The sequence below is a fragment of the Alteromonas sp. KUL106 genome, assembly GCF_009811415.1.
GTDB lineage: Bacteria > Pseudomonadota > Gammaproteobacteria > Enterobacterales > Alteromonadaceae > Alteromonas.
The window spans coordinates 55,457-77,792 of the sequence record NZ_BLIG01000007.1; the positions used below are offsets into that span (position 1 = coordinate 55,457).

Below are 22,336 nucleotides of genomic sequence, written 5' to 3' on the forward strand. Positions count from 1 at the left end.
TCTCACCTTAGTTTATTCGTTTTTTTTCCGTTCTTTTTATAGGGTGTTCACATTGACGTGATGCGTTTTACATTTCCATACTACAAAATAAGTTTAGCCAATAAAAAGCAGGGCGTGTCGAGCGACATTGTTCAAGCGATTAAGCGCAATTGAGAGACGCATTGCAAATCGTTGAATAGTTCGTTGCATCTTAGCGGCAAGGTGCTAAATTTTATTTAAGGCTTGAAGGTATAACCCGATGAATAATCCGCACGGCGAGTTTGAATGTGGCGTAACCGGTCAGTTGCTGATGTTCTCAGCGCGAGGCCCTTGGAATGACGAGACCATGCGAAATGGCGTGGTAAAGATGTCGTCCGACATTTCAACGTTCAAGCAAGGTAGCAAATGGGCACAATTAAGCTGCCTCTATGGTGAAAGCCTTATGCCCCCCTCTACCTTTGATATTTTTGTAAAGCAAACCCGCGTAAGAAAAACCCGCGGCCTTTCATTTCTTGCCGTGGTGATATTAGATACCGATATTATGCTTACAACCAAACACCAGATTTCTCAATGTTATGACACGGCTGAGGTCCCCTTTGGCTTTTACGATTGTGTAGACGATGCTTTAACAGAGCTGAAGCGTAAAGGTTATGACTTTAATCGGGATAACGCCGTGCACTTCTTTACCCGTTTTGACTTTACACGGAAAAAGTGAGTACTCAGTGGCGTTTTGCCCCCTTCAAGCAAGGTCATTGTTCGCCTCAATATTCAGATAAAGGCAAAAAGCAAAAAGGAGAGCTCATGCTCTCCTTGTTATTTTAAGACTGCCATCCGCCTCCCAAAGCCTGATACAAATCGACCAGTGCGGCCATTTGCTGCTGACGGGTTTCTATAAACTCACTACGCGCTTCAAGTGCTTCTCGCTGTGCAAGCAGCACTTCTAAATATTCACCATGAGCGGAAGAGAAAAGCCTATTGGCAATATCAATCGACTGTTCCAGTGAAGCAATTTGATGACGCCTTGCTTCAGCACTTTTCTGTAAATTATCGAGCTTCGATAAACTGTTGGTGACTTCAGCTACCGCCGTTAAAACAGTCAGTTCATATTCATAAGCCGCTTCAATTTGTTCGGCGCTGGCATTTTGGTAAACCGCTTCAATCGCTCTGCGATTTATTAATGGCGCAAGAACATCGCCAGATAATGAATATGCCAATGACTCAGGCACGTTAAACAAGTAGCGACTCTCAAACGCCGATAAGCCTATCCCTGCTTTTAACTCAAAAGAAGGGTAGAAATTGGCTTTCGCCACATCGATATTTAACGCTGCCGCCTGGAGCGTGAGTGCAGCTTGTTTAATATCGGGGCGGTTGTCTAAAAGTTCAGAAGGAACACCTGCCTGCGGGCTGATAATCTCAGCATTAAGTAATACCGCACTATCCCTTTTAATAGGCTGTAGCGTGCGCCCCAACAACAGATTGAGCGTATTCTCTTTTTCAAGAATTTCCTGCTCAATCAAGTAACGCTCACTCTCGTTTTTCTTCACTTCAGCGTTAAAGCGCGCAACAGGTAGCGATGACGCCCGTCCGTATTCTTTCAACGCATTGATAGTGTGAATAACATTGCGCTGTAGCGAAATGGTTGAGTCAAGGTTCTCTAGCTTGTTATCTAACGCCAGCAATTCATAGTAAGTACGCGCAACTTCAGAGACTAACTGGGTGACGAAAAAGTTCTTACTTTCTACCGACGCCAAGTATTCGAGTGAAGCTACTTTGGACGCATCTCTCAGCTTATGCCAAACGTCAATTTCCCACGATGCATTAAGGCCTAGCTTTACGTTTGCCAGCGGGTCGGGAAAGTCTTTATCCTCCTTGATATTTAACTGTTCTTCTACTGCGCCTTCCCGGGTATATTCGCCGACCTTTTCGGTTTCAGCGGCTACCCCCGCAGAGACGCGAGGCAAATATTCCCCTTCCCGTGCATACACTTCATTAGACGCCCTATTAATGCGTTGAATTAATATAGACACCTCTTGGTTGTTCTTAACCGCAGTCTCCACCAGCGCAGAAAGCGTCGGGTCGTTAAACCACTCGCTCCATTTAATGTTTGCTTGCGTACTCTCGTTAGCCCCTTGACCAGCCTGATTATCCACTTGCGAAACTTTCGCGTTAAACTGCTCCGGCAAATCTAGATTAGGGTTTCGCGTTTCAATAGTAGGGATGGCACATGCCTGTACTAACAACGCACTACTCAGCGCTAACCACAGCGGCTTATAGGTAAATCGCTTTTTATTTGTCATCGCTTAGCACCTCATCGTTATAGTGGTAAGTTTCAGTAAGGGGGACATGATCTTCGTTTTTGATTAATGACTTACCTTCTTCAAATTTAGCGAACAAGTAGTAAAGCCCAGGAATAACCAGCACACCAAAAATAGTGCCGAACAAGGTACCGCCTAAGGCAGAAGCACCAATAGTTCTATTTCCCACTGCGCCTGCCCCCGTTGCAATAACAAGCGGAATTAGCCCTGCTACAAACGAAAATGATGTCATTAAGATTGGACGGAAGCGCTGTTTGGCCGCGTCAACTGCCGCGTCAGCAATGGACAAGCCCTGCTGATTTTTTTGCACTGCGTATTCCACAATAAGCACGGCATTTTTACCGAGTAAACCAACCAGCATTACTAAACCAAGCTGCGCGTAAACGTCATTGGCCAGCCCCATACCTTTTAGAAACAGGAATGAGCCGAGAATACCGGTAGGTAGTGAAAGAATAACCGCAAAAGGTAGAAGCAGACTTTCGTATTGTGATGCCAGCACGATATAGACAAACAACAATACTACGGCAAAGATAATTATGGCCTCATTGCCTCGTTTCGCCTCGTCAAATGACAGGCCTTCCCAACCAATGTCGTATCCTTTTGGCAAGGTTGCAGCTGCTACTTCCTCCACTGCTTTTATCGCTTGCGCCGAGGTATACCCTGCTGCAGGCTCTGCCCGAATAGCTGCCGAGGTATAAAGGTTGTAGCGCGTAATTTCATTAGGGCCTTGGGTTTTAATCAGCTTCATGAAGGCCGAGTAAGGCACCATTTCACCCTCTTCATTTTTCACATAGTAATCCAATAAATCGCTGGGATAGCGGCGATATTCCGGTGCACTTTGTGTGTACACTTTGAAGAAATTATTAAAACGCGTGAAACCTTGCTCGTAAGTACTACCGATAAGAATATTCAAATTCTCCATGGCAGCGCCTATAGATACTCCTTTCTGCATTGCAGCTTGGTTATCTATCTCAATTTTGTATTGAGGGTAATCGGCAGCATAAAACGTGAATAAACCTTTTAGCTCATCGCGTTTACCGAGCTCTTCCATGAAGGCTTTATTGATTTGGTCAAACTCTTGGTAGTCGGTAGTGTTAGTTTTATCGAGCAAGCGGAATGATAACCCCGACGACGCGCCATAACCCGGCACCACAGGTGGTTCGAAATACTCAATAACTGCACCTAAGTGGTGTGTTTTAGCTTCCAGTTCTTCAATAATGTCACGTACCGACTGTTCGCGATTAGCCCAGTCTTTAAGGTTAATCAAGCAGGTACCCGCGTTTGAACCTCGACCTTCCGTAAGAATTTCGTAGCCAGCAAGCGAGGACACCGAAGAGACACCTTCAACCTCTAGCGCTAGGCTTTGCAACTCTCGCGCTACGGTATTCGTCGCTTCAAGAGTACTACCTGGCGGCGTTTGAATGATGGCGTAGATCTGCCCTTGGTCTTCACCGGGAATAAAGCCCGTAGGCAATGCCTGATTAACACCAAAAGTACTTACCATAAAGCCCGCAAGCAGAACAACCGTCACACTGCGGCGGGTAACGATAGCTTTGATAATGCCTGTATAACGGCCGGTTAACTTATTAAAATAATGGTTAAATCCATCAATAAACTTGCTTAATGGCGTTGCTTTTCTTGTGTGTAAATGAGGGTTTTTAAGCAACATTGCACACAGCACTGGGGTTAATGAAAGCGCTACAATACACGAGATGATAATTGACGATGCCATGGTAATGGAGAATTGGCGATAGAAGACACCCACCGGTCCCGTCATAAAGATAAGAGGCACGAAAACTGCCGTCATTACTAATGTAATTGCGATAATAGCTCCCCCCATTTCACCCAATACTTGTTGGGTCGCCATATAGGGGGTTAAGCTACTGCTCTCTTCCATTTTTGCGTGAACCGCCTCTACGATAACAATAGCGTTGTCCACCACAATCCCTATAGCCAGCACCAGAGCGAACAGGGTAATAAGGTTTATGTTCACTCCTGTGGCCTGCATACAGAAAAACGTTCCCACCAGTGAAACCGGCACAGCAAGAAGCGGGATCAGTGTTGAGCGCCAGTCTCCCAGGAAAATAAACACCACCAAGGAAACCAAAATAAAGGCTTCAAACAGGGTATGCAGCACCTGCTCTATAGAGGCATCTAGAAACTTAGACACGTCGTAGTTAATTTCGTATTTCATGCCTTCTGGAAACGTTTTTTCTAGTTCAGCCATGGTGGCTTTCACCTGAGAAATCACTTCGTTGGCACTGCTTCCGTAGTTCTGCTTAAGTACTATGGCAGCTGAAGGATATCCGTCTTTGTTTGAATAAATATCGAAGAATTCACTACTTAACTCAACATCGGCAATATCACCTAATTTGAGTAAGCGACCGTCGGAGTCGGCGCGAATAATGATATTTTTATATTCTTCAGGCTCGTCGTAGCGCCCTTCGTAAATAAGCACGTATTCTTTGGACTGAGCAGTAATGCCAGAGCTTCTGCCAAGTCGTCCCGGGCGTCCAATTAAGCTTTGCTCGTCTATCGACTCCATGATCTCATCAACAGAAACATTGTAGGCACGCATGCGATCAGGCTTTAGCCAAATTCGCATGGCGTACTGACGGCTTCCCAATATTTTTGCACTGGCAATCCCGTTTACCCGCTGTATTTCAGGGATAAGGTTGATATTGGAATAGTTGTACAGAAACTTTTCGTCCGCAGTTTCGTCCGTGCTATAAACGTTTATGTACATCAACATGCTAGGCTGAACCCGCTCTAGTACCACCCCTTCTAACTGTACGAGCTGGGGCAGCCGGTTCATGATCTGGTCAAGCCGCGTTTTCACATTAATTAGCGCCTGATTCGGGTCCACATCTAAATCGAAGATAACTTGAATAGTAGCTTCACCCGCGCTGGTCGCATCCGAGACAATGTATTTCATGCCCAGTACGCCGTTGATTGAACGCTCAATGGTCACCAGCGATGATTTTACCAGTACATCAGCACTTGAACCGGGATATGCCAGAGAAATAAGCACCCGCGGAGGCGCAATATCGGGAAACTGTGACGTGGGTAGGCTAAAAACCGATAGCACACCTAAAAATATGATCATCAGCGATAGCATAATGGCCATCACTGGACGTTTAATGAAAACTCCAAACATAGCGCCCCCTTATTCTGCGTGCAGTGACAGTTCAGCTAATGTTTCGCTGGCTGAAATGAGTTCAGGCTCTATCTCATCGCCATTAGAGACTCTTCTCAGCCCTTCAATCAAAATAGTGTCACTCGGCGCTAAGCCGTCAGACACCAGATAGATGTTAGGGAGCTCTGCTGCGATATTAATGTGGCGCGTTGCTAACTTGTTCTCGCTATCCAGTACGTACACAAAGCTTTGATCGAGAATTTCGAATGTGGCTTTCTGAGGAATAACTAGAGCATCCGGATAGGCAATATCCACCATGACATTACCGGTCTGCCCATGTCTTAGCAGCTGATCTGGATTAGGGAAAGAAGCGCGCATTTCGATGGTACCGGTGTGATTATCAAAATCGGCTTCAATAGCATCTATCACGCCTTGGTGCTCGTAAATACTGCCATCGGCAAGCTTTAATCGTACTGGCGTTTGTTTGTTTGACGGGTTGTTTTGCGCGTATTTCAAATACTCAGATTCAGGTACATTGAAATACACCCACATGGTGCTGATATCAGACAATGTGGTGAGCAGTTCACCCTCATCAAGCAAACTTCCCGTTCGAGCTTCCAGTCGATCCATTTTGCCAGTGAACGGCGCTTTAACGTCAGTAAACGCTAGGTGGGTCTTCGCCAGTTCAACTTCAGCCTGTGCTTTTTGAAGCTGCGCTTCAATGACGGCAAGTTCGTTAGGAGAAACAATGTTTTGTTCAACAAGCGACTTGGTATTTTTGTACTCCATCTCGACCGCTTTAGCCTCAGCTTCAGCGCGGTGTAGTTCAGCTTCATACACGTTCGGCATTATTTTAAACATGGGCTGACCACGTTCTACCGTTTGCCCTTCATCAACAAAGGTCGATTGAAGATAGCCTTTTTCCATAGCTCTAACTTCAATATGTTGAATGGCACGTATCTGACTGACGTACTCTTTTACCAGCGTTGTGTCTTGTACGATAGGATGAGTAACGTTGAATTGAAGTTTTTCGTGATGCGCAGCATGTTCTTCATGTCCACAACCACCTAAAAGTGCGGAAACAATGCTTACTGCAAGAAGTGCTTTTTTGCTCATAATGTAAATTCGTAATAAAAGGCTAATCGTGACGTGCCTTGTAAAAAGGCAGCACGCCACTAGCGCGCGTTCAGCAATAAAATTCAGTGCTGAAAATTAAGCGCGCAAAAACATCCAGCAAAAAGGGCTGGCGCGTTGTTAGGAAAATCGAATTAACGTGTTTTTTAGTTCAGCAAGTCGTTGCTGGAACTAAAAAACTAAGCAATAGGCGGCGCTCGGGTTAACGGCGTAGCGTAGTTGAGGGATGTTTTGAAATGCCAGCGTGGACGCGGCTTCGTGGTGTCAGTGAAGGAATCCAACCCATAATCCAGCACAACGTTTTGCGGCGGGGCGGGCTCTTCCGGTGCACTTTCCTCAGTATCAAATTCAAATGAATATTCTGAAATAGACGCATCAAAATGATGCTTAAACGTGACTGGCTTATAATCGTGTTGAAGTCCAGATACGCAAGCAAATAACAACGCGATTAATGCGTATATGGTGTACTGCCTGATGTACTGATGATTATTCACCGATGATTATTCCAGAAATTCAATGATATAAGGAAATGAGCGGCAACATCCTACACAGACGACTGCGCTTTTACAAGAACCGGTATTGCTACTAAACGCAGGCAATAACCGATTGCACGTATTTGTTTCAAACAACGTTAGAAATTCGCAGCGTGGCAGTGTACGTCATGTCGTTTTATAGCAAGCAATAACGCATTTTATCGGCATGTGTTTTCACATGGGGAATAACGATGGGCTTTTAGTTCTAGACAAAATTTTCCCCTTATGACAAATCCAAAGTTTTGCTTAAGCTTTATTTAAGTTTTGAAAGTTATCTTGTGCTGCAAGTAGTAAGCAAGAGAACTGACTTTGAAATTTCCACGTTCATTAAATTTAACCCCTTCGTTAGCCAAATTTGTGTCTATAGCATCAGTCTTAATAACGCTGGTTTTCAACTTTCCTTTTATATCAAATGTCTATAGCGCCGTTCAGCCAGCCACAGTGAGTCAATGGATATTCTTCCTGTCTGTTCCTTTGTTACTTACCTTTTTAAATATCATTGCCCTTAGCCTATTAGGCGCTATTTTTCTGCCAAGATTGACCTTGGCGGTAACACTATTAGTCAGTTCGCTTCTTCTATACGGTACGGTCGCTTACGGCGTGATATTTGATAAGAGTATGATTCAAAATGTGATAGAGACCAATTCTGGTGAAGCATTTGCCTATCTAAACTCAACGCTTTTACTCTTTTTATTCTTGTTAGGATTGGTGCCCGTTGTTGCCGTCTTTAATCAGGAAATTAATGGAAAATTAGTATCTAGAGTCAAGCACTTACTTAAGCTCAACGTATTAGCAGTGGTTGGAATAATCGTTATCGCTGCTGGCCTTTATAAAGACTATGCTGCGGTGGGCAGAAATAATAAGGATTTGGCCAAGTATATTATCCCCTATGCATTCTACAATTCAGGCTATAAATACCTCAGAGACACCTATTTTTATCCGCCACTGCCTTACAAGGTACTCGACAAGACCCCTTCTTTAACAAAAAGAAATAATGCTTTGCCTTCCACGACTGTACTGGTTGTCGGAGAAACAGCAAGGGCAGACAATTTTGCCAGTAACGGCTATAGCAGAAACACCACGCCCATTATGAACGACGTAGGCGCGGTAAGTTTCAACGATGTGACCTCATGCGGAACCGCTACTGCGGTGTCAGTACCCTGTATGTTTTCTCGGCTTTCAAGGCAAAGCTATGATACTCGCCTTGCGGAAAGTCAGGACAATGTGCTCGATATTCTAAATAGAGCAGGCGCTGACGTGACATGGATTGACAACAATAGTAGCTGCAAGGGGGTGTGCAAAAGAATTGAAACGATTGCGTTCGACCCAACCCGAGACCCCACTCTATGTGACGGCGATTTTTGCTATGATGTTCTGCTTAACGAGCTTTTGAAAGACGTTTTGTCAAAACCAGCGACTAACAATAGAGTTATTGTTCTTCATATGATTGGCTCTCACGGCCCCACCTATTTTCGAAGGTATCCTGCTGATTTTGCTAAATTCTCCCCCGACTGCCCTAGAAGTGACATTCAAAATTGTGAATCGCAGGCGCTTATCAATACCTATGACAATACCATTGCGTACACTGACTATGTCCTTGGTGAGATTGTTAATACATTAAAAAATGTGCCAAACGCTTCCATGCTATATCTGTCTGATCACGGTGAATCTTTGGGAGAAAAAGGACTCTATCTGCATGGATTTCCTTATCAAATTGCACCGCAAGAACAAACTCACATTCCTATGCTTTTTTGGGCGTCGAAGTTCGAAGATTCAGGCTACAGAAATTGTATTAAAAACCTAGCCAACCACCCTTACTCTCAAGACAACTTGTTTGACACATTGCTCGGTTTATCAAGTGTAAAGAGTATTACTTACCAACCTACTATGGATATCTTTAAACAATGCGAAGCCTAAATGAATCTAAACATGTCGTTTCCCCCCCTGCGCATTTTGACCCAAACAACAAACCAAAAGGCGTACTTCGAGTGTTTAAGGCACTCAAGAATTCATTTCGTGCAGTTAGCTGGCTTACTAAGAACGAAGCGGCATTTAAACAAGAAGTAGGCTTAGCCGCTGTAGCCTTCGTGATACTTGCGTTTTGGTCAATTCCTTTTCTTGAACGTGCAATTTTAATGTCTTCCATTTTTTTCATTTTATTTGCGGAAATCATCAATACGGCCATTGAAGTCACCGTCGACAGAATAGGAACAGAGTTTCATGCCCTATCAGGGCTAGCAAAAGACTTAGCATCAGCAGGCGTTTTTCTATCCATCGTTATTGCCTGTGTGTTGTGGACGGGCGTATTTTATAGCCACATATAAAAGTATTAGTGAAGACCTTAATTCCCCAGAGGCATCCCTATAGCAAGGTTATAAAGATGAGCTTATTAAGTTGAAGGTGTCACAATACTTCAAAAGAACTCATAACAAAAAGAGCGCCATTAGGCGCTCTTTACAATCAATGTAAAAAGAGAGAATTAAGCTTTAGACGCTTGATAGATACCTTCAATCGCAGTATCGAGTGTTGCTTCAAACTCTTCTTGAGATTGCTGCGCAGAAACCCCTTCGGTCAATGCACGAGAAAAACTCGCAATCATACCTTGGTTTTCCGCCAGTTTCGCGTTTGCTTCTTCGCGGCTATAGCCACCAGATAGCGCTACCACTTTAAGTACGCGAGGGTGATCGACAAGTTCTTTATAGAAGTTTGCTTCTGTTGGCAGCGTTAGCTTAAGCATGACTTCCTGCCCTTCATTTAGAAGGTTAAGCTGGGTAAGGATCTCTAATTTGAGAAGGGCTTCAGCTTCGGCTTTTTGTGGGCTATGAATGTCTACTTCTGGCTCGATAATGGGAACAAGACCAGCCGCTAAAATTTGCTTGCCTACTTCAAATTGCTGTGCAACAACGTCTTTAATGCCTTGGTGATTGGCCAGCTTAACAACGCTGCGCATCTTGGTGCCAAATACGTCTTGCGCTACCGCTTTGGCAAGCAGTGCATCAAGGCCTGGCATTGGCTTCATTATCTGTACGCCATTGCTTTCTTCAGCCAATCCTTTATCAACCTTTAAGAAAGGAATGACACGCTTTTTCTGCCACAAGAAGTGTGCAGTAGACATGCCTTCAATGTCTCTATCAAGGGTGTTTTCAAATAAGATTGCGCCAAGAACGCGCTCGCCGCTAAAAGGGGTGCTGGTGATAATGCGCGTACGCATTTCGTGCACTAGATTAAACATCTCTTCATCTGAGCTGTATTCAGATTCTTCGATGCCATATAAGCGTAACGCTTTAGGGGTACTACCGCCGCTTTGATCTAACGCTGCAATAAAACCGGTTTGCGTCTTCAGTTTATCCAACATTGCCTGCTGAGCTTGTGATGCCATTGCAACACTCCTTTTGTATATTACTGCCTTAATAGACAGGTGTAGGGTTTATTGTTATACCAATTCTATTAAAGATCTGTTTGTACCAGACACGGCATAGCAGTACCTTAAGTAAACACATCTGCAATAAAATGGGTATTTATGCCTGCGCACTTCACTGTTTCGCAGGTGTAATCGTTTCCGATTAAAAGGTCACGCTCAAAAATGCTGTTACTGAGCGTGACACCTATGGGGTAACGTTTGTACTAGGCCTTGGCTATCTTGAGCTTTAAGGCGCTGCGTTTACATGCAGCGCTCAGGCTTATTTATTTTTTTCTTCTAGTACTGCTACCGCGGGTAGTGTTTTGCCTTCCAAGAATTCAAGGAACGCGCCACCACCTGTTGAAATATAAGAGACCTTATCGGCAATTCCGTATTTATCAACGGCTGCTAGTGTATCACCACCACCTGCGATTGAGAATGCGTCGCTAGCCGCAATCGCTTCAGACAGCGCTTTAGTTCCAGCACTGAACTGTTCAAATTCAAATACACCTACAGGGCCATTCCATACAATAGTGCCTGCGTTTTTAATGATCTCTTCTAACGCTTTTGAAGAGTCTGGGCCGATATCAAAAATCATATCGTCATCAGCAACATCACTGACAACTTTTAGCGTTGCTTCGGTGTTCTCATCAAACGCTTTGCCCACCACGACGTCTGTTGGCACTGGAATATTACCACCATTCGCTTGCGCTTCATTCATCAACTGCGTGGCTTGTTCGGTGAGATCCATTTCTACCAGCGACTTACCAACATTGTGGCCTTGTGCTGCAATAAAGGTATTGGCAATGCCGCCGCCAACAATGAGCTGGTCGACTTTTTCGGCAAGCGTTTTCAATACGGTAAGTTTAGTAGATACTTTAGAGCCACCTACAATGGCAACCATTGGGCGCTTAGGATTATCCAGCGCTTTGCCTAGTGCATCTAATTCTGCAGCAAGTAATGGGCCAGCACAGGCTTTTGGTGCGAATTTAGCAACGCCGTGGGTAGACGCTTGTGCGCGGTGAGCCGTACCAAACGCATCCATTACAAAAATATCGCAAAGTGCTGCGTACTGTTTTGCTAGCGTCTCGTCGTCTTTCTTTTCGCCTTTGTTAAAGCGTACGTTTTCAAGAATAACGAGTTCGCCGTCGGCCAGTTCAACACCATCCAGGTAATCTTTTACCAGCTTAACCGGTACGTCTAAGGCGTCATTGAGGTAATCGACTACAGGTTGAAGAGAGAACTCGTCAGCAGGCTCGCCTTCAGTAGGGCGACCAAGGTGAGACATCACCATCACCGCCGCTCCCGCATCAAGCGCTGCTTTAATGGTAGGAATAGATGCTCTGATACGTGCATCAGAAGTGACTTTACCGTCTTTTACCGGCACGTTTAGGTCTTGTCTAATTAGTACGCGCTGACCGCTTAAGGCCATATCGCTCATGCTTGGAATTGCCATTGTCTTTCCTATGTTAATTTCAATTTAGTAGAGCGTGTTTATAAACACACGCTCAAATTAACGGTGAAAGCTGCGCGGGCTGGTGCTACCAACCCTTGGCAGCATCAATGCTTTACTTTGCGTCGAACATCACTTTTGCTGTGTCGAGCATACGGTTTGCAAAACCCCATTCGTTGTCACACCACACCAGTGTTTTAACCAGTTGCTTGTGACTGACTCTTGTCTGTGTGCCATCTACAATACACGAGTGAGGGTCGTGATTGAAATCTACCGACACCAAAGGCTCTTCGGTGTAATCCAAAATACCTTGTAACCGCCCCGCTTTTGCATTGCGAAGTGCCTGGTTCACTTGTTCTATGGTTACCTTAGATTGAAGCGTTACGCTTAAGTCCATGGCAGTAACATTGATAGTAGGCACTCGAACCGCAATAGCCTCAAATTTACCCGCAAACTTAGGCAGAATGCGCTCTATACCGGCAGCAAGTCGCGTATCAACGGGAATAATCGACTGACTTGCGGCGCGGGTTCTGCGCAAATCTTCATGATAGGCGTCGATAACTTGCTGGTCATGCATAGAGGCGTGAATGGTAGTGATCGTTCCACTTTCAACGCCAAAAGCTGCATCTAGCGCTTGGATAACCGGAACGATGCAGTTTGTGGTACAAGAACCATTAGAGACTAATTTTTGTTCACTGGTCAACGTGTCTTCGTTGGTACCGAAAATGACCGTATTGTCTAAATCTGGTGACCCGGGTGATGAGAAAAGCACTTTGCCAGCGCCTGCATCTAAGTGGGCTTGCCCGGATGCTCTGTCATCAAACTTCCCCGTACACTCAAGCACAATATCAACGCCTAAGTCTTTCCACGGTAGATCTTTAATATCGCTTACCGCGAGCAGCGTAATATCGTCGCCTGCGACATTTAGCGTGTTGTTTTCTAAGGCCACATCAAAACGGAACCGCCCGTGGGCGGTATCGTATTTAAGTAAATGTGCAATGCCTTCGGGTTTCGCAATGTCGTTAATGGCTACCACGTTAAATTCGTTGTTGCGCCCGCTTTCATAAAGCGCGCGCAGCACGTTGCGACCAATACGACCAAACCCATTTATGGCAATATTTACCATAGGCTTATCTGTTACCTCTTACAGAGACAGTGCAGCCTCTACTACAGCGTCAGTGGTAATGTTGAAGTGCTTAAACAGGTCGCCAGCAGGTGCAGACTCACCAAAGGTGTCCATACCCACGATAGCACCATTAAAGCCAACGTACTTGTACCAGCTGTCTTTAGACAAGGCTTCGACCGCTACGCGTTTAACAACATTAGAAGGCAATACGCTTTCACGGTAATCAGCAGACTGACGATCAAATACGTCAGTTGATGGCATAGACACTACGCGCACCGCTTTACCTTGCTCGGTCAGTTTCGCTGCAGCTTCAACGGCTAGCTGAACCTCAGACCCTGTACCAATAAGAATAAGCTCTGGCGTACCTTCACAGTCTTTAAGTACGTAACCGCCTTTCGCAATATCAGCCACTTGTTGAGCCGTTCTTTCTTGCTGCGCTAAGCCTTGGCGTGTGAAGATTAGTGTTGTTGGGCCGTCAGTACGCTCAATAGCAGACTTCCACGACACAGCAGACTCAACCTGATCACACGGACGCCAGTTATCAAGGTTAGGTGTTGCACGTAGCGCTACTACCTGCTCTACCGGCTGGTGCGTTGGGCCGTCTTCACCCAGACCAATTGAGTCATGAGTGTAAACGAAAATAGCAGGCTGCTTCATTAGTGCTGCCATACGTACCGCGTTACGGGCATATTCCATAAACATTAGGAAGGTTGCACCGTATGCTTTAAAACCGCCGTGAAGAGCAATACCGTTCATCATGGCAGACATACCAAACTCACGTACACCATAATAAATGTAGTTACCTGAGGCATCGTTCGCTTCAACGCCTTTGCTGCCTTCCCAAATAGTCAGGTTAGAACCAGCAAGGTCAGCAGAGCCGCCTAATAGCTCAGGAAGTAGTGGACCAAATGCGTTTAGTGCATTTTGCGACGCTTTACGTGAAGCAATATTTTGTGGGTTAGCTTGCAGCTCAGCAATAATTGCATCTGCTTTTTCGCTGAAATCTGCTGGCAACTCACCATTTACGCGGCGTTTGAACTCTGCCGCAAGCTCTGGGTAGGCGGCTTCGTATGCTGCAAAAGCGTCGTTCCACGCGCTTTCTGCTTTTGAGCCTTTCTCTTTACCATCCCAACCCGCGTAAATATCGTCTGGAATTTCAAACGCGCCATGGCTCCAGCCAAGCTTCTCACGCGTGGCGACGATTTCGTCTTCACCTAATGGTGCACCGTGACACGACTCGGTACCCTCTTTATTAGGCGAACCGAAACCAATGGTGGTTTTACAACAAATAAGCGTAGGCTGCGCAGTATTCGCTTGCGCCTTTTCAATCGCCGCTTTAACTTGCTCAGCGTCGTGACCGTCAACACCGTCAATGACTTCCCAACCGTAGCTCTTAAAACGTGCTGGTGTATCGTCAGTGAACCAACCTTCAACTTCACCATCAATTGAAATGCCGTTGTCATCCCAAAAGGCGATTAGCTTGCCAAGGCCTAATGTGCCGGCTAGTGAACAGGTTTCGTGTGAGATACCTTCCATCAAGCAGCCGTCGCCTAAAAATGCGTAGGTGTGGTGATCAACAATAGTGTGGCCGTCACGGTTAAATTGTGCTGCTAGCACTTTCTCGGCAAGCGCCATACCCACAGCATTACTGATGCCTTGGCCTAGTGGGCCAGTGGTAGTTTCTACACCTGGCGCATAACCGTACTCTGGGTGACCTGGCGTTTTTGAATGCAATTGGCGGAAGTTCTTTAATTCTTCAATTGGCAGTTCGTAGCCCGAAAGGTGAAGAAGAGAGTACAACAGCATCGAGCCGTGACCATTTGAAAGCACAAAGCGATCGCGGTTAGCCCAAGACGGGTTTGCAGGGTTGTGTGATAAGAAATCACCCCATAGTACCTGTGCGATATCAGCCATCCCCATTGGGGCACCTGGGTGACCAGATTTAGCTTGTTGAACGGCGTCCATACTTAATGCACGGATTGCATTGGCGAGTTCACGACGAGAGGGCATGTTGTCTCCTGATTTATTTTGTATCTTTTAGTACCGCAGAAGTAAATTGGTTTGAGCACAGAGGAACACCAATAGTCTGCTATTACTTTACTTCTAGGCACCTTTGAATGTGGGGGTATTCTTACCCATGCCACCTTTCAGTTCAATGGATTTTCATTGCCATTGTCGAAAGTAAATCCAAAAACATCAATTCAGCTTATAAAGCGCTTGGCGCTGCCGATTACCTTAAATACTGCAATCTCTTTGTTCTTTATCGAAATAACCCTAAAAGTGATCGGGTTATGTCAACTATTCGTAACGAAGAGACTTTTAGACGTCTAGAAGTAAAGACTGGTATTTATAACTTGTTTTAGTACAATATACGACTATTTTGATAATTTAACGCTTACGGAGCATTTATGGCCACGCATTTATTCACATCCGAGTCAGTGTCTGAAGGACATCCGGACAAAATTGCTGATCAGATCTCAGATGCGGTTCTTGACGCTATTTTGGAGCAAGATCCTCGCGCTCGGGTGGCCTGCGAAACGTATGTAAAAACCGGTATGGTTTTGGTAGGTGGTGAGGTTACTACCTCTGCATGGGTAGATATTGAAGAGCTTACCCGTAAAACAGTAAAAGAAATTGGCTATACGCACTCTGACATGGGCTTCGACGCCGATTCATGTGCAGTATTAAATGCTATTGGTAAACAGTCTCCAGACATTAACCAAGGTGTCGACCGCGAAAGCCTAGAAGAACAAGGTGCGGGTGACCAAGGTCTAATGTTTGGTTATGCCAGCGACGAAACTGACGTACTCATGCCAGCGCCAATCACTTATTCTCATCGCCTTGTTCAAAAGCAAGCCGAAGTACGTAAGTCAGGCAAGCTAGACTGGTTGCGCCCAGATGCGAAAAGCCAAATTACGTTCAAGTACGAGAACGATAAGCCTGTGGGCATCGACGCGGTTGTTCTTTCAACCCAGCACTGTGATTCAGTAAGCACTGAAACCGTGCGTGAAGCGGTAATGGAAGAAATTATTAAGCCAGTGCTACCAAGTGAATGGATTGATGCCAATACGCGTTTTCATATTAACCCAACAGGCAGATTCGTTATCGGCGGCCCTATGGGCGACTGTGGCCTAACAGGCCGTAAAATCATCGTAGATACCTACGGCGGTATGGCACGTCACGGCGGTGGCGCGTTCTCTGGTAAAGATCCATCAAAAGTAGACCGCAGCGCAGCCTACGCAGGTCGTTATGTTGCAAAGAACATTGTTGCAGCAGGTCTTGCTAAACGTTGCGAAATTCAAGTGTCTTACGCGATTGGTGTGGCAGAGCCGACATCTATCAGTATCGATACATTTGGTACCGGTGTGGTAGATGAGAAAACACTGGTTGCACTCGTGCGCGAACACTTCGACCTACGTCCTTATGGCCTAATTAAGATGCTAGATTTGGAGCGCCCAATTTATCGCCCAACAGCTGCATACGGTCACTTTGGCCGCGACGAGTTCCCATGGGAAGCAACAGACAAAGCTGAAGCGCTTAAAGCATCACTGTAGTTATATGTGTGCATAGGCGCGATTGGTTGTTGTAGCGCAACAAACACTAGCGCTTAATGAAGAAACGCCGTTCGATTTACGCACTTTCTGCGCGTTGTCGCCGGCGTTTTTTGTTTGCGAGACAACCGAAAAACAACGTGACTAACTAAAAATCACGCTTTATGTTTTCAAGGTTCAATATTTGGCCTATGATTTCACATTGTGCGTTTTATTTATAAAAACCTTCACCGATGATGTTTTACGCGAACGGTGGCAATGTAAACGTAGGGTCTTCCATGAATGTCATTTACGGTATTTCTCTTGTAGTTTTTATCCTATTAGCGTCTACATCAACGTCTGTATTCGCGCAAACCTCTGACATTCACCTAAACCCTATTCAATTTAAAAGTAAAAAACTTGCTCGATGGCAGCTTAAGAGCATGTATCGCGTTCAGTCGATTACAGAAACCCACTATTACGACAGTAGCTTTACCTATCCTGCCGGGTCAGAAGGGATGATTAGCGCCAGCCGACGGTTCGATACCTGGCTACCTCAAAAAGTTTATGCGACATATAAAACCAATAATACGGCTTTTCAACATTATGCGGAGTGGCTCTACCTACCTCATGATGAGGGAACCTTTACCCGTTTAGGCTGGTTACTTGGCGGTCGAGAAGGGCTGAACATGGCGGTTGAAATCGAACACCGACAAGTCGGAGAAGAGGAAAATATGGCGTTATCACTGGGTGTAAACTATCTCTTTTAAACAGCGAACTATGCCCCTGTAAGTTCCAGCGTTTTTGCGTAGGTCTGCTGAATGAGCATCGCATCTGAACTTGCTCTGTGCCGCTTGACATCATACTCAGCGCTTAGGCAATTTTTGACGTCATGCCACATCTCCATTTGCCCTTCGCTCAAAATATAGTCTAAAGCGCGGCATGTAAAAGACATTTCCACCTGAGCAGCAGCGTAGAGTTTAATAAGCCAAGGATTGTCGACGACCCAACCGTCACTATAAACAACCGTATTGCCTAAAAAGTTGTTTAACTCCATGCATACGGTTAACGGCTCTTCCCCTCTTGCTTGCAACATTTGCTGTGATATTCCGTGTAATGACTCGGCTTTTTTATCCCAATGAACCCAAGAGGCAAAAGGTCTCAGTAATTTGCACCACTTTGCACCATCATAGCGCACTATTCCTATTTCAATGGGGTAACTTGCTGCACCAAAACCACTTGCTTCAACGTCAATGATGGTTGGCAGGGTTAATTTTCGCACTCGAACTCCAAACTACTGTTTATCAATGCTTGCAACACGGTCAAACACCATTAAATATGTCAGCACTAAACACATAAGCGTATTCACACCACCAAACTTTTTCAGTGACCTGTATAGTTTACATACAGACAACATAATACTAATAACTCTTAATGGTAGAATCATGCCATATTTGCCGTTATCGATATGATTTATATCCCATCCAGGCTCCGTAAGCTACGGATGTGCAGCCTCATTTTTATACTAAAGAACAATACAATTAAGAAAAAAGTAAGGACGCATTGCTATACACTTTTGTATGTGATTATTTGAGTATTCTATCTATGCGTTCAAAACTTCTTATATCGGTATTCTTTTGTCTTTCATCTTTGCTCATTGCGTGTCGCGCCACGCAAGCAGCTGAACCTCTAATAATAGGTGTTGATGCCGATTTGTCTGCGGTAGCGGTTGAGGGGGGCATAGCCATCACGCGAGGTGTTGAGCTAGCTATCGATGAAATCAATGCTTCTGGCGGCATTCTAGGTCGGGAAGTCAGAATAATTGCTAAGGACCATAGAGGAAACCCTTCTCGTGGCGTATTCAACATTCAGCAATTTTCTGAGATGCCGAATTTACTTGCTGTTGTTGGAGGCGTTCATACGCCGGTGGTCCTCGCTGAAATCGATGTGATACATCGTGAGAACATACTTATGCTAGTGCCATGGGCTGCGGGTACCTCGATTGTGGATAATGGACACGAACCCAATAATGTTTTTCGCGTATCCGTTCGCGATGCCGAAGCGGCCTCTGTTCTTATTGGTCACGCAAAGCAAAAAGGACTATCCAAAGTCGCGCTCGTTCTAGAACGTACTGTATGGGGGCGTTCAAACCTTGAGTCATTGCAGCATGCAGCAAGTGCAAACGGCGTTTCAATTACCTCAGTCCATTGGATAAACTGGCAGCAAAAAGACTTTTCTGAAGACATTACTGCCATTAAAAGCGCGGATGCTGAAGGCATTATTTTAGTCTCTAATGTGCCTGAAGGTGTGGTTGTGGTCGATGAAATGCTTAAACAGAATATTGCCTCACTACCTGTAATATCACATTGGGGTATCGCATCAGGGCAGTTTATTTCAGCACTAGCGAACCCAACTGGCGACTACGATATTTCAGTACTTCAAACGTTTCATTTCAGCCAACAAAAAAATAGCAAAGCTAAACAGCTTTTAGACGCTTACTATAAAAAATACGGATTAACAGACATTCATGCTATAAGCGGTGTAACTGGATTAGCTCATGCCTATGATTTGATTCATTTAATCGCTGCGGCTGCCGATAAAGCTGGTAGTATTGAAACAGATAAGTTGCGAAGCGCTTTAGAGTCGCTAGAGAATATTCAAGGCGCAGTAAAGGATTACCACATTCCCTTTACTGCTGACAGGCATGATGCACTGTGGTCAAAGGACTATTTTATGACTGAGTATAATAAGAAAGGCCAATTGGTAACGGTAGGCCAATAATGCTACATGAGCCCACGAGGTTACGCTCGATTCTCCTCTCAAGCATGATCCCGCGACTGGCATTGTTAATAACGGTGCTGTCGATAACCTTATTCGGGCTCTCTTTTCACTTTGTCATCAAACAGACCGACAATCTTCAACAGCAATCTGTGGATGGTCTTGAGCAAGACATTAACTACATCGTTAATGATACGACTCGACAGCTCGCTGACCTAGCGGCTAACGATATTATCATCAATGCTTTAGTTGACCTTGAACAGCGAGATAATTATCTCCCAATGTTCTTTCGCTCTTTAAACTTGACGCAAGCTGAGAGCGTGGAGTTTGCTCTTTTTGATTTTGCGGGTAACCGGATCATCGACAAAAACTGGCAGGCTGCATTGCCGGAATCGCTGAGCAACGCATGGCGACAGCAGACGTTAGGGTCGTCCAATACCTTTTCTTCGGTATCTAAATATGGCGTGCTAATTAGCGTCCCCGTTTTGCTTCAAGGCGTTGCTGAAGGTGCACTCGTGATGTACGTAGATAGCTTACAATCACTTTTGGCTCCCTATCCTCGTTTGACCAATCAGCTTGTTACCGATAAAGACAGTCATGTGTTATTTAGCAGTGAGCCAACACTCATTGCACCAGGGACACGCTTTTCTGACTTTAATGCCAGAGGTTATGCGATAAAAAAAGCGAGTTGGACAAACTTAAATCTTTATAGCGTTAAACCCACTACCACCGCTTACAGAGAAGTCGCGTGGACCGGTATAGTTTTAGTTACCATGATTGTAGGTTTTATATTCATCGTCCTGCATATGGTAAGCAAGACCGGCGCATTGGCTGAAAGGACGCTTTCGCAGCTCTACCAAGGAATTAAAAATACCCTGAATAGTGAAGATAAAAAACCGCTCATCGACACGAAGCAAATCGAAGCTAAGGAGCTTGCCGATATTCGTGAAGCATTCGACAAACTGATATGGGATTTAAGCGAAGTCTCTTTGTCTAACGAGCAGTTTTCTAATGTTTTAGAATCAATGGGCGACATGTTGGTTGTCGTCGATCAAAACAAAAATATTTTGCTTTCCAATAAACGATTTGACGATTTCTGCGAGAACCAGTACGGCGATAAGAAAAGTATTCTTAAATCGATCACTCAGAAACTGGCCTCGGTACAGAACAATGAGCTAAGGCATTTTTCAATGAAGGAAGGGAAAGAGCTTTATATTCAATGGACGAAAACGTCGCTTTCTGATGCCAACGGTAATATACGAGGTGATATCTATGTTGGTAGTGACGAAACGGAACAGCGCTCGCTTGAAAGTCATGTCAAAGTACTCACGCATGCTATGGATGAGGCAACCGTTTCCATTATCATCTCCGACATTAAACGCATTGGACAGCCCGTCATTTATGTTAATAACGCCTTTGAAGCATTAACGGGCTTCACACGTGACGAGATCATCGGAAAAAATTGTCGCGTCTTGCAAACTAATGAGACTGATTCAGAAGCGCTTAATAACATTAGACACGCTATTGCTACTCGTGAACCCATAGAAACCACCCTCATTAATGCTAAGAAAGACGGTACGCCATTTTTTAACCGTTTGAACCTGACCCCGGTCAAAATAAACGGAGAAGTCACCCACTATATTGGGTTCCAGCAAGACGTGACCCAACAGCGTCAAACCGAAACCTATCTTCAAGAAGCAAGAGAAAAAGCAGAGGAATCTGCACGTCTGAAGTCGAGTTTCCTTGCAAGTATGAGTCATGAAATCCGAACTCCCATTCATGGTATTTCTGGTGTTCTTCAATTGCTAGCAAGTTCAGAACTCAGCGAAGAACAAAAACATTATCTGTCTCTCGCCAAATTCAGTATTCAGGGCTTGCTTCATATCGTAAACGATATTCTGGATTTTTCTAAAATTGAAGCGGGCCAGCTGCAAATCGAACAAAGCCCTTTCGACATCCTTGATTCACTCGAAAATTTGCAGCGCCAGTACGCCATAATGTGTCAAGAAAAAGGCTTAGAGCTTCATTTTCACTTCGACCTCCAAGGGTTTCACGTTGTTCGAGGCGATGATGTGCGCTTTAGACAAATCCTATCTAACTTACTCGGCAACGCCGTCAAATTTACCGATGAGGGCTATATTGAAGTAACGACGAGTATTAAACAAAATGCAGATGATACCCTTACCCTGTTGTGTAGAGTAAAAGACACGGGTATTGGTATTGCCCAAGATAAGCAGAAAAAAATCTTTGACGTTTTTACGCAAGAGGATCTGTCTACAACGAGGAAATTTGGCGGAACTGGCCTCGGTCTTTCTATCAGCAAACAGCTTTGCGAGCTCATGGGAGGTGAGATAAAACTCGACAGTATCAAAGGACAGGGCAGCACATTTTCGTTTTCTGTGGAACTTGAGAAAGCAGATGAAGATCTACTTACGACATCTTACTCCACAGCAACCCATAAGCAGGAAAAAGGAAAGAAATACAAAGTACTTATCGTTGAAGATAATGATATAAACCAGATTATTGTGAAGCAGCATTTGAGCCATCACACTACGCTAAGTGCTAAATCAGGACGTGAAGCGTTAGACGCCTTGCGTAAAATGAAAGTAACCTTCGATGTCATTTTAATGGATTGCCAAATGCCTGAGATGGACGGCTTTGAGGCAACCAAGCGGATTCGAGAGGGAGAGGCTGGCGCTCGATACGCAGATGTCCCAATAATCGCTTTAACAGCCAACGCGATGAAGGGCGATAAAGAACGGTGTGTTAGCGCCGGAATGGATGACTACTTGAGTAAACCTTTCGACGCAGAGGATCTCATTGAAAAAGTCGAATACTGGGCAACCGTCGAGAAAATTACCACGGCGACTCCATTGCTTTAATTCAGTGTCTACGAACAACTAAACGCAGACTCACTTTGCGTTGGCTTTGCGTGCACAAGCATTAGCGTAA

At 44.9% G+C, this 22,336-nt stretch carries 16 protein-coding genes; 7 read left to right on the forward strand and 9 right to left on the reverse strand.

The window, feature by feature from the left end; translation table 11 throughout:
- Positions 1–238 precede the first annotated feature (238 nt).
- Positions 239–694, forward strand: a complete 456-nt coding sequence (locus tag GVO63_RS03100; RefSeq protein WP_159578086.1) for a hypothetical protein — start codon at positions 239–241, stop codon at positions 692–694.
- 103 nt (positions 695–797) lie between these two features.
- On the opposite strand, the gene GVO63_RS03105 is transcribed toward GVO63_RS03100, so the two are convergent.
- The 4 genes from GVO63_RS03105 to GVO63_RS03120 all read right to left on the reverse strand — a co-directional run bounded on the left by GVO63_RS03105 (position 798) and on the right by GVO63_RS03120 (position 7,058).
- A complete protein-coding gene (locus GVO63_RS03105; protein WP_159578087.1) occupies positions 798–2,276 on the reverse strand; it encodes a TolC family protein in 1,479 nt (492 codons plus the stop codon).
- Positions 2,266–5,451, reverse strand: coding sequence for an efflux RND transporter permease subunit (locus GVO63_RS03110; RefSeq protein WP_159578088.1), 3,186 nt, complete (start codon positions 5,449–5,451; stop codon positions 2,266–2,268). The genes GVO63_RS03105 and GVO63_RS03110 overlap by 11 nt, the downstream gene beginning before the upstream one ends.
- A 9-nt stretch (positions 5,452–5,460) precedes the next feature.
- Complete coding sequence (locus GVO63_RS03115) at positions 5,461–6,546, reverse strand: efflux RND transporter periplasmic adaptor subunit (RefSeq protein ID WP_159578089.1); 1,086 nt, start codon at positions 6,544–6,546, stop codon at positions 5,461–5,463.
- Between the two features lie 197 nt (positions 6,547–6,743).
- The gene (locus tag GVO63_RS03120) at positions 6,744–7,058 is read right to left on the reverse strand and encodes a hypothetical protein (RefSeq protein WP_236552042.1); all 315 of its coding nucleotides are present in this window, start codon (positions 7,056–7,058) and stop codon (positions 6,744–6,746) included.
- Positions 7,059–7,406: 348 nt separating this feature from the next.
- Between GVO63_RS03120 and GVO63_RS03125 the strand changes: the two genes are divergently transcribed.
- Together GVO63_RS03125 and GVO63_RS03130 are read left to right on the forward strand one after the other, a co-directional pair.
- The gene (locus tag GVO63_RS03125) at positions 7,407–9,014 is read left to right on the forward strand and encodes a phosphoethanolamine transferase (RefSeq protein ID WP_159578090.1); all 1,608 of its coding nucleotides are present in this window, start codon (positions 7,407–7,409) and stop codon (positions 9,012–9,014) included.
- Positions 9,002–9,421, forward strand: a complete 420-nt coding sequence (locus tag GVO63_RS03130) for a diacylglycerol kinase (RefSeq protein ID WP_159578091.1) — start codon at positions 9,002–9,004, stop codon at positions 9,419–9,421. The genes GVO63_RS03125 and GVO63_RS03130 overlap by 13 nt, the downstream gene beginning before the upstream one ends.
- Positions 9,422–9,576: 155 nt before the next feature.
- Here the strand turns inward: GVO63_RS03130 and GVO63_RS03135 are convergent, their stop codons facing one another.
- From GVO63_RS03135 to tkt, 4 genes are all read right to left on the reverse strand, one after another.
- The gene (locus GVO63_RS03135) at positions 9,577–10,476 is read right to left on the reverse strand and encodes a fructose bisphosphate aldolase (RefSeq protein WP_159490540.1); all 900 of its coding nucleotides are present in this window, start codon (positions 10,474–10,476) and stop codon (positions 9,577–9,579) included.
- Positions 10,477–10,777: 301 nt separating this feature from the next.
- The gene (locus GVO63_RS03140) at positions 10,778–11,953 is read right to left on the reverse strand and encodes a phosphoglycerate kinase (RefSeq protein WP_159490538.1); all 1,176 of its coding nucleotides are present in this window, start codon (positions 11,951–11,953) and stop codon (positions 10,778–10,780) included.
- Between the two features lie 112 nt (positions 11,954–12,065).
- Positions 12,066–13,076: an erythrose-4-phosphate dehydrogenase gene (epd, locus tag GVO63_RS03145; RefSeq protein WP_159578092.1), complete on the reverse strand. Its 1,011-nt coding sequence runs from the start codon at positions 13,074–13,076 to the stop codon at positions 12,066–12,068.
- Positions 13,077–13,094: 18 nt separating this feature from the next.
- Entirely contained in the window at positions 13,095–15,086 is a 1,992-nt protein-coding gene (gene tkt, locus GVO63_RS03150) for a transketolase (RefSeq protein ID WP_159578093.1), read from the reverse strand.
- Between the two features lie 398 nt (positions 15,087–15,484).
- On the opposite strand from tkt, the gene metK reads away from it, so the two are divergent.
- Positions 15,485–16,630 carry a methionine adenosyltransferase gene (gene metK / locus GVO63_RS03155; protein ID WP_159490532.1) on the forward strand — a complete coding sequence of 382 codons (1,146 nt, stop codon included), beginning with the start codon at positions 15,485–15,487 and terminating at the stop codon, positions 16,628–16,630.
- 275 nt (positions 16,631–16,905) lie between these two features.
- The gene (locus GVO63_RS03160) at positions 16,906–17,376 is read left to right on the forward strand and encodes a hypothetical protein (RefSeq protein WP_159578094.1); all 471 of its coding nucleotides are present in this window, start codon (positions 16,906–16,908) and stop codon (positions 17,374–17,376) included.
- An 8-nt stretch (positions 17,377–17,384) separates the two neighbouring features.
- Here GVO63_RS03160 and GVO63_RS03165 read toward each other — a convergent pair whose 3' ends face one another.
- The gene (locus tag GVO63_RS03165; protein ID WP_159490530.1) at positions 17,385–17,888 is read right to left on the reverse strand and encodes an exonuclease domain-containing protein; all 504 of its coding nucleotides are present in this window, start codon (positions 17,886–17,888) and stop codon (positions 17,385–17,387) included.
- A gap of 323 nt (positions 17,889–18,211) precedes the next feature.
- On the opposite strand from GVO63_RS03165, the gene GVO63_RS03170 reads away from it, so the two are divergent.
- Positions 18,212–19,387 carry an ABC transporter substrate-binding protein gene (locus GVO63_RS03170; protein WP_159578095.1) on the forward strand — a complete coding sequence of 392 codons (1,176 nt, stop codon included), beginning with the start codon at positions 18,212–18,214 and terminating at the stop codon, positions 19,385–19,387.
- The gene (locus tag GVO63_RS03175) at positions 19,387–22,266 is read left to right on the forward strand and encodes an ATP-binding protein (RefSeq protein ID WP_159578096.1); all 2,880 of its coding nucleotides are present in this window, start codon (positions 19,387–19,389) and stop codon (positions 22,264–22,266) included. Before GVO63_RS03170 ends, GVO63_RS03175 begins: the two co-directional genes overlap by 1 nt.
- Positions 22,267–22,336 lie beyond the last annotated feature (70 nt).